Source organism: Paraburkholderia sp. RL18-085-BIA-A (genome assembly GCF_046027075.1).
Taxonomy (GTDB): domain Bacteria; phylum Pseudomonadota; class Gammaproteobacteria; order Burkholderiales; family Burkholderiaceae; genus Paraburkholderia.
Genome location: NZ_JARESU010000200.1, coordinates 1 through 11,387 on the forward strand (window position 1 = coordinate 1; position 11,387 = coordinate 11,387).

The following is an 11,387-nucleotide window of genomic DNA, read 5'->3' on the forward strand; positions in this document are numbered from 1 at the left end:
CGATATGTTGACCGGGCGTGTATTGGGAGCTGAGGCACTCTTGCGGTGGGACGACGACGAGCTCGGCGCGGTATCGCCGGCCGTTTTTATTCCGGTTGCGGAGGAGTCGGGTCTGATTCAGGACATTGGCGAATGGGTGCTCAGGACGGCCTGCACCCAGGCCAGGGTATGGCGAGACGAGGGGTTGCCGTCGATTCGTGTGTCGGTCAACGTCTCTCCGCTCCAGTTGGAGCACTCTGATTTGGTGAATGTGGTCCGCGTCGCACTGGACGATGCCGACTGGCCGGCGGACATGCTCGAGCTTGAATTGACGGAAGGCGCGCTGATGCGCAACGCTGAGCAGGCAGCTCGCGTGTTGCACGATCTCCGCGAGCTGGGTGTGAAAATCGCCATTGATGATTTTGGTACGGGGTACTCGAGCCTGAGTTACCTGAAACGCTTCAGCATCGACCGCATAAAGATTGACCAGGCGTTCATTCAGCAAATTGGCCGCGACGCCGAATACGAGGCATTGACGCTCGCAGTCATCGCAATCGCTAACACGCTAAAGTTCGACGTCATCGCTGAAGGTGTTGAACTCGACACACACAGACACTTTCTGGTCGAGCATGGATGCGTGGAGGGACAAGGCTTCCTGTATAGCCCGGCTGTTGCAGGCGAGGTTCTCGGGGAGATGCTTCGAACGATGGGACGGCGGGCCGTTGCAGCGGAATTGCCCACCAGTACAGCTGAAAGTGCGCCAACCTTGAGCGGGTTGGCGACGAGGCACGGAAGATAGCGAAGCGAACTCGCCGCGTCGCCATGGACGCAGGCGCGTCGAACCTCAACATCGCTGAAATCAGGACTTCTGGTGAAATGGCCTTACACATGCTTCACGGAGCGCTAGACGCATTTGCGCGCTTGGATGCAACTGCGACTGCACAGGTTGTCCGCGACGACGAGGCCATCGACCCCGAATTTCGAGCCTTTGTGCTCAAGCTCGTCACATGTCTGAAGGAAGACTCCCGGACAATCCAGATTCGGCTCGACTATCTGTTTATCGCTAAAGCCGTCGAGCGTATCGGCGACCATGCCACAAACATTGCCGAAGCCATCGTCTATGTTGTTCGTGGTACCGATATTCGCAACGAACATAGAAAGCAACGTGGGCGCGACACCTTGGACAGTTAAGGCTGGAGGGTGAGGGACACTGTCAAATTATCGGTTGACGAGCGGCCGAACATGAATGACAGGAAACCTAATTTAAGCTTCAAGGCGCTCCAGCATTGGAGCGCACGTCACGCTTTCCCAGGCCTCGAAGGCCTGGGCGCGTAGTGCCCGCTTTTGCCTTGCATCTGTGTGGTAGCGGCAATGCATGAAGAGATTGGCCGACCTGGTCGTGGACCGAAGCGAAGCGTTGCAGGTGACGCGCTGATTTGAAGCGGCGCATCACCCTTCTCGCGCACCCGTGTCGGCTGGTGCGAGTTTTCCGCCCGGTTGTTCAGCCCTTGTGCTGGCAATGTTCGAGGTTGATCCCCAGATCCCGGCTCGCCGCGGCATAGCTTTTGAGCTTGTCGGTGATCAACACGCGCGGCGCACGACCATGTTTCCTGAGCAACTTGCGCACGCCCCGAAGGAAGTCCCCTTGGGGGATGAGCCGCCTGGCCGCGTGCCGGTCGCGCCGCCTTTGCACCAGCAGGTCGAGCACCGCGCCGTGCTGGTCCACCGCCCCACAGCCAGTGCTTACTGCCGTTGATCGTGACGACCACTTCATCGAGGTGCCACTTGTCGCCTCGCGCCAAAGCGGTCGACCGGATATGCCGGGCAATGCCCAGCCCAAACTTCACCGACCAGCGCCGCACCGTCTCGTAGGTCAGATCGATGCCACGGGCGGCCGGCAGTGCCTCGACCATGCGCTGGCTCAGCGGGAAACGGTAGTACAGCCACACCGCGTAGCTGATCACATCGGGCGGGAAGCAGTATCCCGCATACGAAATAGTGGAGCTGACGGGCGTGCGGTGCGGTTGGGCAGTTCGTTTCATCGCCGCCATTGCCGCCACACTCCCGTTGACTTGCCACCAACGTGACAGTCCCGAAAAGGGCTTTAGTAGGCAGGCCCCTCGATTACGCAGAATTTCAGAAAAAAAACGGTCCGCATTCCTGTTTAACAGCGTTGACAATGGTTAGCTGCCGAAGTAATTGTTGCAGAAGCTGATCGGACCGACGCACTGGTCCTTCTTTTCCACGCCGCTGGCCTGCTTCTCTCGGCCTTCGGTGCGGGCGCCAGCATTCGTGCGAGCCTGCGACACCGTTTGTGCCGAAGCATCGGCGGGTGGCGCCACACTTTCCTGGGCATTTGCGGCAGCGGCAGCGGACATCGACACCGCAATCAAAAGATACTTGAGCGATTTCATTTGAAAATCGAGAATTTTCATTTAAGACTCCTACGGTTAACTGTCACGAGAAAGACACTGTCTAAATTACGAATAACACAGAGAATCCTGGTTAAAGATCAACTGGACGGCTGCGCCTTGAGCAAGGCCCGGGCTCCATCGGCCATCACCAGCAGCGCACCGGCCAGCATCATCACATCCTTCAGAACCAGCCGGCCCGCTCCCGACAGGTAGGGGAAGCCGTGTTGGGCATCGCCCAGCGCCGCCACCCAGGCTTCAGGCGTGGTGAACAGGAAGGAAAGCGTCACGATGGGAGTCAGGAAGGCCAGGACGGCCCCCACGAAACCCAGCCGTCGCGAAAACAACCCCGCCAGGGTGAGCAGGCCGATGGACAGTTCCACCGTGCCCAAGCCCTTCGAGAAAACGTAAGTGCCGTTCGCGGTCTGCCAGGCCCGCTCGGCCGGCTTCAGCTCGCCCTCGTGGGTGAGGTGCGCCTTGTACTCCTTGGGGTGTTCGTAGAAGAAGAACATCACGGGGCTGTTGGCGACGAAGGGTGTGATGCTGTCCGCTTCGTAGGGCACGAACTTCAGCCCGCCGATCCACAAGAAGACAATCGCGATGGCGATGCGCATCAAGTGACTGCCAAAGCGGTTCGAACTGGCAAGCCAGACAAGCAAGGGACGGAAAGAGTGGGCCATGTTCGGTGCTCAGGCGTTGGCCTGCTCCTCGCCGGTGGTGTCGAAGGCATCGAGCGCGCGGGTCGAATAAACCATGGCCGCTCCAGCGTTGATGGCCACGGCCACGCCGAGGGCCTCGGCGATCTCCTCCTTCGTCGCGCCGAACTTGTGGGCGCTGGCGGTGTGCACGGCGATACAGCCGTCGCAGCGCAAGCTGATGGCAACCGCCATGGCGATCAGCTCGCGTGTCTTGTCGTCGAGGTGACCGGTCTTCTGGGCAGCGCCGACTAGGGCGACATAGCCCTTGATTGTGTCCGGGCTGAGCTTGCCGAAGCCGCTGACACCGGTGGCAAGTTGCTTGCGATACTGGGTCCAGTCGTGCATGTGCATGTAGATCTCTCGTTGGGTGTAGGTGACACACATAGTAGATATCAAAAGGAAATAGCTTATGTTCTCGACGCGCAATTCGTATGCCGATCGGCTCAATGAGCAGGACGGTGCGCACCGTGGTTCACCGCCCGCCCGCGACTCGTTGAGTGCCATCGCCCCGCTGCTACGAGTGCGGCCAGAAGTTCAGGAGGTGTGCCGGTTCACCTCGCAATGGAAGACCGTGCAGGAAGCGGAATCTCCGGGCTGCGCTCAGTTTCATATTGTGACCAAGGGTAGCTGCCGCCTTGAACTGCAGGGTGGGAAGTGCTTCCAGCTGGCGTAGACCGCAGGAAATGTGTCACAGCTTCGCCAGGACATTTTTCGATCGGAGGCGCTCCCTCCGTTGAACGAGAGGATGTCTCGAAGTTTTCAGGTGATGGCGCATGCAAAGGACTAGTGTCAGCGCACATGCCGGCGAAAGCGTCAATGATGGGCTGCTGTACGCGCTTCCACGTATGAATATGAAGCCGATCGACGAACCCTGTCGACAGATGTCAAGGCCATCATCCCGAACAACGCTCAACGTATAGCCGAGTGAACGCTCTGCGCTGCTGCAGATGCATCGGCCGAGCCTTGTTTGGGCACCACCCTTGACCGCCTGACCGCTCGCGACAATACGGGCAACGGTACGCCTCTTCGAGAAGCTGTAGTCCCACGTGATGAAGGGCTTGTCGGCCGCAGCGCCGTAGACCGACGCAAAAGTGTCACCGTTTCAGCAGTAATTTTGTCGATCTGCCTAAACTAGCCGCTGACGGCGACCTGATCACAGTTTTGGTGCGAGACAGTGAGCGAGCTGACGGCGTCGCCGCCCGCGACGAACGCATTGACAGCCGAAATTCCCTTGGGTCGTCACGGTGGTCATCGACTTGAAGCGACACGTGAAAGTTCGCTCTGATTGAGCTACAGTAACCCCCGCTCAAAGTAGAGCTGCGTGATCGCCCGTCGATGTTCCCACGGCATCGGTTGTAGCTTGTCAGGTGACCATTTCCGACTGCCGTACGCTGCCCCGCAATTTGCACGGTTCTGTTGCAATAAGGCGATCCGCTATGATGTGCGGAACAACATGAACGGCTGAATGCTCGATGAACACGTTGAATCCGGCGGTGGCCCGAGTGCTCAAATGCCTGCATTATCCGCTCGATATAATACTGACCTGCGTGCGCTGGTACGTGGCCTATCCGCTGAGCCTGCGGAATCTCGAAGACATGATGACTGAGCGCGGCGTTTCGGTCGATCATTCGACCGTGCACCGCTGGGCCGTGAAGTTGTTGCCGGTGCTGGAGAAAGCGTTTCGCCTGCGCAAGCGACCGGTTGGCAAGAGCTGGCGCATGGACGAGACGTACATTCGCGTCAAGGGCGGATGGCGATATCTTTACCGGGCCGTCGACAAGGACGGCAACACCATCGACTTTCTGCTGCGCGCCCACCGGGACAAGACTGCAGCCCGACGTTACTTTGAAAAATCGATCGCCCGGAATGGCGCGCCCGAGACGGTGACCATCGACAAAAGCGGCGCCAATCTCGCTGCACTCGAAGCCATCAATGATGATCGTGAAACGCCCATCAGGATCCGCCAGTCTAAATATCTCAACAACCTGGTCGAGAAGGACCATCGGGCGATCAAGCGACGAACCAGACCCATGCTGGGATTCAAAACGTTTCGCTGTGCCCGGATCCTTCTGGCCGGCATTGAGATTATGCACATGATCGTCAAAGGACAGATGAAACGTGCTCGCGGAACCCATTCGTCCACCGCTGATCAATTCTACGAACTGGCAACATAAGCAATACTTCGCATATCGATCAACTTTCCTCCGCGAGCCTTACTGCGACAAACCCACTTTTCCGCTACCACGCGCAGCAAACGTGGGCCATCGACGCTTCCGGGAGAGTTCGCGATGTACTCGCTTAGGTTGGGACTGGTAGTCGGGCTTCTCGCGGGCACATGCTTACGGCCAGCATCCGCCTACGATTTCGGCCGTCCGGCGACGCCGGGCGAAATCAAGCTCTGGGATATCGACATCCGGCCTGATGGCAGGGGACTGCCCGCAGGGAGCGGCACCGTCGCAGGGAGCGGCACCGTCGCTCATGGCCAAGCATTGTACGAACAAAACGGCGCGGCCTGTCATGGGGCGCACGGAGAAGGCGGTTTCGGAGACCGGCTCGTAGGCGGCCAAGGCACACTGACATCGGATCATCCCGTTAAGACGATCGGCAGTTATTGGCCCTATGCCACGACGCTGATCGACTATATTCGACGCGGCATGCCCTATCAGGCGCCCGGGTCGCTTAGCCTCGACGATTACTACGCCTTGACGGCCTATTTACTGGATCAGAACGGCATTCATCCACCCGGGGGTAGCCTTGACCAGGACTCGCTGCTCAAGATCAGGATGCCGAATCGGGATGGATTCATTCCGGAGCCGGAATTCGTAAAATTCAAGACGCCGCGATAAAGCAAAGCCATCCCGGCGTTATGCACCCACTCCTCAATTTTCTTATTCGACATGACGACATTATCTTTTATCCGCGTAGCAACAAGGCTCATCTTTACGATGGCCGCCTTCTGGACACTTCAAAACATGACTGCACAGGCCCAGGAAACGCCCTATCCGGCTCGGACCCAGACGTTGACGAGTCAACACGATTTCCCGACGACGGTATCGCGCTTGAACGAAGCACTGGCTTCACACGGAGTTACATTGTTTGCCGACATCGATCAAAGCGCGGCAGCTGCCCACGCCGGGACCACATTGAGGTCAACACGACTCTTTCTCTTCGGAAATCCGAAGGGCGGCACGCCACTCATGCAGGCCAATCCCCACGCGGCCGTGGAGTTGCCGCTGCGCGCAGTCGTCTGGGAGGACGACCACGGCACGACCCGTATTGACTATCAGGATGTCAGCGGCGTCCTGAGCTCGGATTACGGTCTGCCGCAGAAAATGGTAGCGCCGTTGGCCGCTGTGCGCGTGCTGCTGGAGGGTGTGGCGGGGGGGAAGTGATCGCACTACTGCGATACGAACACTTTAATGTGACAACGCCGGCTCGAGATATGCGCCTGGGTTGTCCGGCCGACCTGGGCGTGCTATAGAAGCGCCGACGTATGCCCGCGGATTGCGGGCATACTGCCTTTGGCTATCGACCCAATAGTGCATCCAGATTGCCCGCGTCTTCCAGTGCCCGTAGATCGTCGAAACCACCGACATGCGTTATGCCGACGAAGATCTGCGGTACCCTGCGGCGTCCGGTTCGGCCCGCCAGTGCAGCCGCAGCGGAGCGGTCGCCTTCGATACTGATTTCGTTGTACGTCACGCCTCTGCCTTTCAGCAGCGCTTTCGCAGCGATGCAATACGGACACGTCGGCGTGGTGTAGATCGTTACATTGCTCATGGAATCCACCATTCGTTAGTGATGGCGCGCATCACCTCGCACCACGTTGAAGGTTGAAACACGGGGTTACTTCCTTCCGCGGAAGACGTCCCCAAGCGGTGGCTGACCGTTCGCAACAGCGCGCACACGGATCGCACGGAAACCCGATGCGCTATAACCGGTGATTTCCGGACCATATGCGCTGTCCACGGCAGCTTGCGTCTCTGCGCGATGCGCCACATGTGTCAACGCGGCGTCCGGCGCTGCGTCGGGATAGTGCGCAACGCTTTGCGGGTATTGGCCAGCCTGTTCGGCCGCAACCAGCTCGGCGCGCACCTGCGCGCGGATAGTGGATGCGCCTGCGGTGTCGGCGTGGCTCAATGAGGGAAGACTGAAAGCCGATGCGATCAGCAATGCGTAGTAAGCGCGTTTCATGATGAAGCTCCTTGAAGAGGGTACCGTGGGGACGGCGTGACTGAACTATAAAATTCGGTCCTTCCCGCGTGAATACCGGGACGGCTCATCAGGATGCTCATTCGGCTCAATGCACAGACTGCCGATGCAGATGAAGGGGCGGGCTGCCGATGCGACTGTTCTAGGCCGCTTCGACGTTGCCGCCCAAGGTTCGGTAGTGTGACGGCGTCACGCCGATCAGGCGTTTGAAAATCCGTTGGAATGCGGCGCTTGACTGGTAGCCGACCATCTCGCCGATCTCGGCGACCCCCAGACCTGACTCAATCAGCTTGCGGCCGGCGAGGGTCATACGGATGTCGGTGAGTATGTCGGTCGCCGAGCGTCCGATCACCTCCTGGAATTGCTGCACAAAGGTCGCTCGCGACATATTGCATAAGGTGGCGAGCTGATCGAGCGTCCACGGCTTCTCTGGCGCTTCGAAAATTGCCGAAACCGCTGGCTGCAGGCTCGGCCGCGCAGCGAGCGCAAGCAAGCCATGTGGCGGTTGCGAGCCGGTGCCCGCAAAGTGCAAGGTCAAGGCGAATAGCGCAGCTGACAGATGGCTCACCAGCGCCTCGCTGCCTGGACCCTCGTCGACCGACTCCTCCCGCATGAGCTGAATCAGCCGCTCGAGCCGCGTGTCGGCCAGCGTTCCCGTAGCTTCACCATCGCCGTTCAAGGTGGCGCCGGCGCGGTGTGTGCTACGCACCACGAGACGTCCTGGCAAATGCTCGCGCAGCAGCCGGTCAGGCACTGCGCCATCCAGAAACCGGCCGCACAGGATATCGGCACGCGCGCCCGAACCTTCGTTCTCCTCCACCACCAGCGAGACGTCCTGCCGATGCAACGCTGGTGCCGGTGGTCGTCCGCTGCCGTCGTAAAGCCGGTGCGAGCCGCCCGCCGGAAACAGGATGATGTCCCCCGCCGTCAGTTGCTCGGACGGACCATCACCGTATTCCAGCACTGCCTGACCCGAAACCAGCACGTGATAGGGAATCTCCCGCCCGGCGGCGTTACCTTGCGCGATCGACCACGGCGCACCGAAATGGCAGCGCACGTCCAGGCGGCCTCGGACGGGAATGAGAGAGAGGACTCGACTTAGCAGATCCATATGAGCCGTTTGAGCAGATTCTTGCGTCGTTTGAGGATTAGCGCCGGGAGCATATCTGCTTACAGTGTCAACAACCTGAGCAGTCTGATTCTACCCGAGCAACCGTCACGACGAGTTTGCGGTGCTCTCTCCTGTTATCGCACCGTGGTTTAGAGGATCTTATGAAAACAGTTCATACCGATGTGGCCATTATTGGCGCCGGCAGTGCCGGCTTGCCGGCGTATCGTGCCGCCAAGGCGGCGGGCGCTTCCGCGCTCCTGATTGAAGGAGGACCGCACGGCACCACCTGCGCGCGGGTCGGGTGCATGCCTTCGAAGCTGCTGATCGCCGCGGCCGAGGCTGCCCATGCCGCGCAGCATACCGCGCCATTCGGCGTACACGTTGACGGCGCCATTCGCATCGACGGTCGTGAGGTCATGCAGCGGGTGAAAAGCGAACGCGACCGTCTGGTGGGTTTTGTGCTTGACAGCGTAGAGGCGATTCCGGCCGGCGACAAACTGACTGGGTACGCCCGTTTCATCGACGACGGCCTGCTGCAGGTTGGAGACCATACACGCGCGCGGGTGCGTTGGTCCGCTCACGGATCCAGCGATCAAGGCGTATGCCGAACGGACATTCCAGAACTCGTTCCGTTTCGAGGCGCAGGCGGAAGTCGAAGCGGTATCGCGTATAGGCGACAACGTGCAGATTCGCTTTCGGACCGGCACCGGCGAAACGGTCGAGGACACATTCGAGTACGTCCTCGTCACGGCTGGTCGCAGGCCGAATTTCGACCGGCTCGCGCTGCACAATACCTCCCTCACGCTCGATAGCCACGGGGTGCCTGTGTATGATCCGCGTACGCTGCAGGCGGGCAAGCATCCGGTCTTCATCGCCGGCGACGCAAACGGCGTGTTACCGCTGTTGCACGAAGCCGCGGACGAAGGCCGGGGCGCCGCCACGAATGCTGCCCGGTTCCCCGCTATCGCGCCGATGACGCGTCGCGCACCGATCGCCGTGCTGTTCTCGAACCCGGGAATTGCAATGGTCGGCGCCCGGCAAGCCGATCTCGAGGCCGGCACGTTCGTGACCGGCGAAGTCAGCTTCGAAGACCAGGGGCGCAGCCGTGTGATGTTAAAGAACCGCGGCTTGATGCATGTGTATGTGGACAAAACGAGCCGTCAGTTTGTGGGCGCGGAATGGATCGGTCCGGACGCGGAGCATATCGCCCACCTGCTCGCATGGGCGTTGCAAATGAAGCTGACGGTCGACGCGATGCTGGAGATGCCCTTCTATCACCCGGTGGTTGAAGAAGGGCTGCGCACAGCGCTGCGTCAGGCGGTGGCCGCGCTGCAGGTTGCGTAATGGAGGTTGCGGCGCGAGGCAATGGCGGCCGAGACAGCGCACACCGAGCGCGACCGACCAATACCTCCGGCTAGGTTGCATAGTTCAAGGTGCACCTTCAGCTTCCCCAAGGTACAGCTTTCATCTTTCCGGTCATTCGCATCGTGTTCGACTCTTCTTGTCGCTGCTCGGCATTGCGTTCGAGACCGTCGAGGTCGACCTCAAATCGCGCAAGCAAAAATCGCCCGAGCATCTACGCCTGAACCGCTTTGGCCAGGTGCCGGTTCTCGTAGACAGAGACGAGGTAATCGCTGACTCTACTGCCATCCTTGTGTACCTTGCCAGAAAATATGGTGCGAGGAGCTGGCTGCCGGAAAGCCCGAGCGATGCTGCGCGTGTGCAACGCTGGTCGTCAATAGCATCAGGCGAGATCACCTATGGCGTCGCAGCAGCCCGTCTCATCACGCTCTTCAGTGCGCCACGCAATGCGGAAGAAGTGATCGACCGCGGGCATGCCGCCCTGCAGGTGATGGAGGATGAACTTGCTGGACGCGAATGGCTCGCCGCCGAGACGCCGACGATCGCTGACGTTGCGCTGTACAGCTACGTCGAGCGGGCACCAGAAGGCAACATCGATACTTCGGTTTATCACAACATCCACCGCTGGTTGCCCCGGGTCGAAGCACTGCCGGGATTCGTCGCGTTCGAAAAATCGCCAGTTGGGCTGGAAGCGAACCGCAGCGGCCCAGTCCTGGGCTGACGCGCGGTCTGGGGACCTTAGAAGCACAGCCACGCCGAGAACCGTGCGCAGCGCTCATCGCAACGCGTAAGCCTCGTAGACGGCCGTGCGAAATTACTTCAGGACACGACATGCAGGAGCCGATTTGAAACTCGACTTGATTGAAACCGCCAGACTCGATTTAGCCGAGAACCTGACGACGAACCGCGTGTTGCATCTCACCGCCACCGACGACCCGCACTGGAGAGGTGTCGTGACGTTAGCGCCATCAAACCTGTACGCCGTGCCACCACGCTCGAGACACGATGTCTACGTGCTGCGCGGCAGCGTCGAGGCGGGTAGCGACCTCCTCGACCAGGGTGAGTTTGTCAGCCTGTGCGAAGCCGGCGTGCTGCGAGCCGGCAGCGAAGGCGTCAGGTTGTTCATCTATCGCGAGACCGCCCCCGTTCATTGCGAAACAATTACGCAGCATGCGAATGATCGTGAGTGGTACGCGGGGCAGAACCCCCGTATGCGGGTAGCGCCACTGTCGTCCAGAGGACACCGCTTGACACTGGTGGCGTGGGAACCGGATACCCACACGCGCGATCACGGCCACCAGAACGGCGAAGAGATTCTGGTGCTGAGTGGTGAGCTGCGCAGCCACGACCAGCGGTATCCTGCCGGCACGTGGATACGCCTCCATCCAGGCGCGCGCGATGAACCGTTCACCGAAATACCAACGGTTATCATGTTGCGCAACGGCCACCTGGAAGGTGCGCGAATAACCGGTGCGTGACACCGCCCTGCCCGCTTCGCGGACAACACGGGCATAGGGTGTCACGCAAGCTTGACTGCGATTTCTAGCGTTTCGAAACGACAGCGGACGGATACAGCGTCTCAAGCGTGCTTTGAAAGGTCGCCTGGGAGAATGG

At 60.0% G+C, this 11,387-nt stretch carries 13 protein-coding genes and 3 pseudogenes; 9 read left to right on the top strand and 7 right to left on the bottom strand.

Going from position 1 to position 11,387, the window contains the following annotated elements; genetic code table 11:
• Nucleotides 1–778: putative bifunctional diguanylate cyclase/phosphodiesterase (locus P0D89_RS47760; protein ID WP_408378958.1), on the top strand; the 778-nt coding region annotated here is incomplete at its 5' end.
• Nucleotides 742–1,170, top strand: a pseudogene (locus tag P0D89_RS47765) (phosphate signaling complex PhoU family protein); the annotation flags it as partial. The gene P0D89_RS47760 and the pseudogene P0D89_RS47765, both read left to right, overlap by 37 nt.
• 72 nt (nt 1,171–1,242) lie before the next feature.
• Here P0D89_RS47765 and P0D89_RS47770 read toward each other — a convergent pair.
• The 4 genes and pseudogenes from P0D89_RS47770 to P0D89_RS47785 all read right to left on the bottom strand — a co-directional run bounded on the left by P0D89_RS47770 (nt 1,243) and on the right by P0D89_RS47785 (nt 3,433).
• A pseudogene (locus tag P0D89_RS47770) lies at nt 1,243–2,021 on the bottom strand (IS6 family transposase).
• A gap of 141 nt (nt 2,022–2,162) precedes the next feature.
• Nucleotides 2,163–2,414, bottom strand: coding sequence for a hypothetical protein (locus tag P0D89_RS47775; protein WP_408378960.1), 252 nt, complete (start codon nt 2,412–2,414; stop codon nt 2,163–2,165).
• Between the two features lie 77 nt (nt 2,415–2,491).
• On the bottom strand, nt 2,492–3,070 hold the full coding sequence (gene rclC, locus P0D89_RS47780; RefSeq protein ID WP_408378963.1) for a reactive chlorine resistance membrane protein RclC: 579 nt from the start codon (nt 3,068–3,070) through the stop codon (nt 2,492–2,494).
• Between the two features lie 9 nt (nt 3,071–3,079).
• Nucleotides 3,080–3,433 (bottom strand): carboxymuconolactone decarboxylase family protein, encoded by a 354-nt coding sequence (locus P0D89_RS47785; protein ID WP_408378987.1) that lies wholly within the window; start codon nt 3,431–3,433, stop codon nt 3,080–3,082.
• Nucleotides 3,434–3,497: 64 nt separating this feature from the next.
• Between P0D89_RS47785 and P0D89_RS47790 the strand changes: the two genes are divergently transcribed.
• From P0D89_RS47790 to P0D89_RS47805, 4 genes are all read left to right on the top strand, one after another.
• Nucleotides 3,498–3,761 (top strand): cupin domain-containing protein, encoded by a 264-nt coding sequence (locus P0D89_RS47790; RefSeq protein ID WP_408378966.1) that lies wholly within the window; start codon nt 3,498–3,500, stop codon nt 3,759–3,761.
• Between the two features lie 799 nt (nt 3,762–4,560).
• Entirely contained in the window at nt 4,561–5,262 is a 702-nt protein-coding gene (locus tag P0D89_RS47795; RefSeq protein ID WP_408378968.1) for an IS6 family transposase, read from the top strand.
• 114 nt (nt 5,263–5,376) lie between these two features.
• Nucleotides 5,377–5,934 carry a c-type cytochrome gene (locus P0D89_RS47800; protein ID WP_408378971.1) on the top strand — a complete coding sequence of 186 codons (558 nt, stop codon included), beginning with the start codon at nt 5,377–5,379 and terminating at the stop codon, nt 5,932–5,934.
• 99 nt (nt 5,935–6,033) lie between these two features.
• Nucleotides 6,034–6,480, top strand: coding sequence for a DUF302 domain-containing protein (locus tag P0D89_RS47805; RefSeq protein ID WP_408378974.1), 447 nt, complete (start codon nt 6,034–6,036; stop codon nt 6,478–6,480).
• Nucleotides 6,481–6,613: 133 nt separating this feature from the next.
• On the opposite strand, the gene grxC is transcribed toward P0D89_RS47805, so the two are convergent.
• The 3 genes from grxC to P0D89_RS47820 all read right to left on the bottom strand — a co-directional run bounded on the left by grxC (nt 6,614) and on the right by P0D89_RS47820 (nt 8,411).
• Entirely contained in the window at nt 6,614–6,868 is a 255-nt protein-coding gene (gene grxC, locus P0D89_RS47810) for a glutaredoxin 3 (protein ID WP_408378977.1), read from the bottom strand.
• A 66-nt stretch (nt 6,869–6,934) separates the two neighbouring features.
• Nucleotides 6,935–7,282, bottom strand: a complete 348-nt coding sequence (locus tag P0D89_RS47815) for a DUF4148 domain-containing protein (RefSeq protein WP_408378980.1) — start codon at nt 7,280–7,282, stop codon at nt 6,935–6,937.
• A 160-nt stretch (nt 7,283–7,442) separates the two neighbouring features.
• The gene (locus P0D89_RS47820; protein ID WP_408378983.1) at nt 7,443–8,411 is read right to left on the bottom strand and encodes an AraC family transcriptional regulator; all 969 of its coding nucleotides are present in this window, start codon (nt 8,409–8,411) and stop codon (nt 7,443–7,445) included.
• Between the two features lie 161 nt (nt 8,412–8,572).
• On the opposite strand from P0D89_RS47820, the pseudogene P0D89_RS47825 reads away from it, so the two are divergent.
• From P0D89_RS47825 to P0D89_RS47835, 3 genes and pseudogenes are all read left to right on the top strand, one after another.
• A pseudogene (locus tag P0D89_RS47825) lies at nt 8,573–9,755 on the top strand (dihydrolipoyl dehydrogenase).
• A 79-nt stretch (nt 9,756–9,834) separates the two neighbouring features.
• A complete protein-coding gene (locus P0D89_RS47830) occupies nt 9,835–10,494 on the top strand; it encodes a glutathione S-transferase family protein (protein ID WP_408378989.1) in 660 nt (219 codons plus the stop codon).
• A gap of 124 nt (nt 10,495–10,618) precedes the next feature.
• The gene (locus tag P0D89_RS47835) at nt 10,619–11,251 is read left to right on the top strand and encodes a cupin domain-containing protein (RefSeq protein ID WP_408378984.1); all 633 of its coding nucleotides are present in this window, start codon (nt 10,619–10,621) and stop codon (nt 11,249–11,251) included.
• Nucleotides 11,252–11,387: the final 136 nt, after the last annotated feature.

What these genes read in the sequence shown, in the direction of transcription:
- P0D89_RS47775 (WP_408378960.1), bottom strand. Translation starts at nt 2,414, where the DNA reads ATGAAAATTCTCGATTTTCAAATGAAATCGCTCAAGTATCTTTTGATT.
- rclC (WP_408378963.1), bottom strand. Translation starts at nt 3,070, where the DNA reads ATGGCCCACTCTTTCCGTCCCTTGCTTGTCTGGCTTGCCAGTTCGAAC.
- P0D89_RS47785 (WP_408378987.1), bottom strand. Translation starts at nt 3,433, where the DNA reads ATGCACGACTGGACCCAGTATCGCAAGCAACTTGCCACCGGTGTCAGC.
- P0D89_RS47790 (WP_408378966.1), top strand. Translation starts at nt 3,498, where the DNA reads ATGTTCTCGACGCGCAATTCGTATGCCGATCGGCTCAATGAGCAGGAC.
- P0D89_RS47795 (WP_408378968.1), top strand. Translation starts at nt 4,561, where the DNA reads ATGAACACGTTGAATCCGGCGGTGGCCCGAGTGCTCAAATGCCTGCAT.
- P0D89_RS47800 (WP_408378971.1), top strand. Translation starts at nt 5,377, where the DNA reads ATGTACTCGCTTAGGTTGGGACTGGTAGTCGGGCTTCTCGCGGGCACA.
- P0D89_RS47805 (WP_408378974.1), top strand. Translation starts at nt 6,034, where the DNA reads ATGGCCGCCTTCTGGACACTTCAAAACATGACTGCACAGGCCCAGGAA.
- grxC (WP_408378977.1), bottom strand. Translation starts at nt 6,868, where the DNA reads ATGAGCAATGTAACGATCTACACCACGCCGACGTGTCCGTATTGCATC.
- P0D89_RS47815 (WP_408378980.1), bottom strand. Translation starts at nt 7,282, where the DNA reads ATGAAACGCGCTTACTACGCATTGCTGATCGCATCGGCTTTCAGTCTT.
- P0D89_RS47820 (WP_408378983.1), bottom strand. Translation starts at nt 8,411, where the DNA reads ATGGATCTGCTAAGTCGAGTCCTCTCTCTCATTCCCGTCCGAGGCCGC.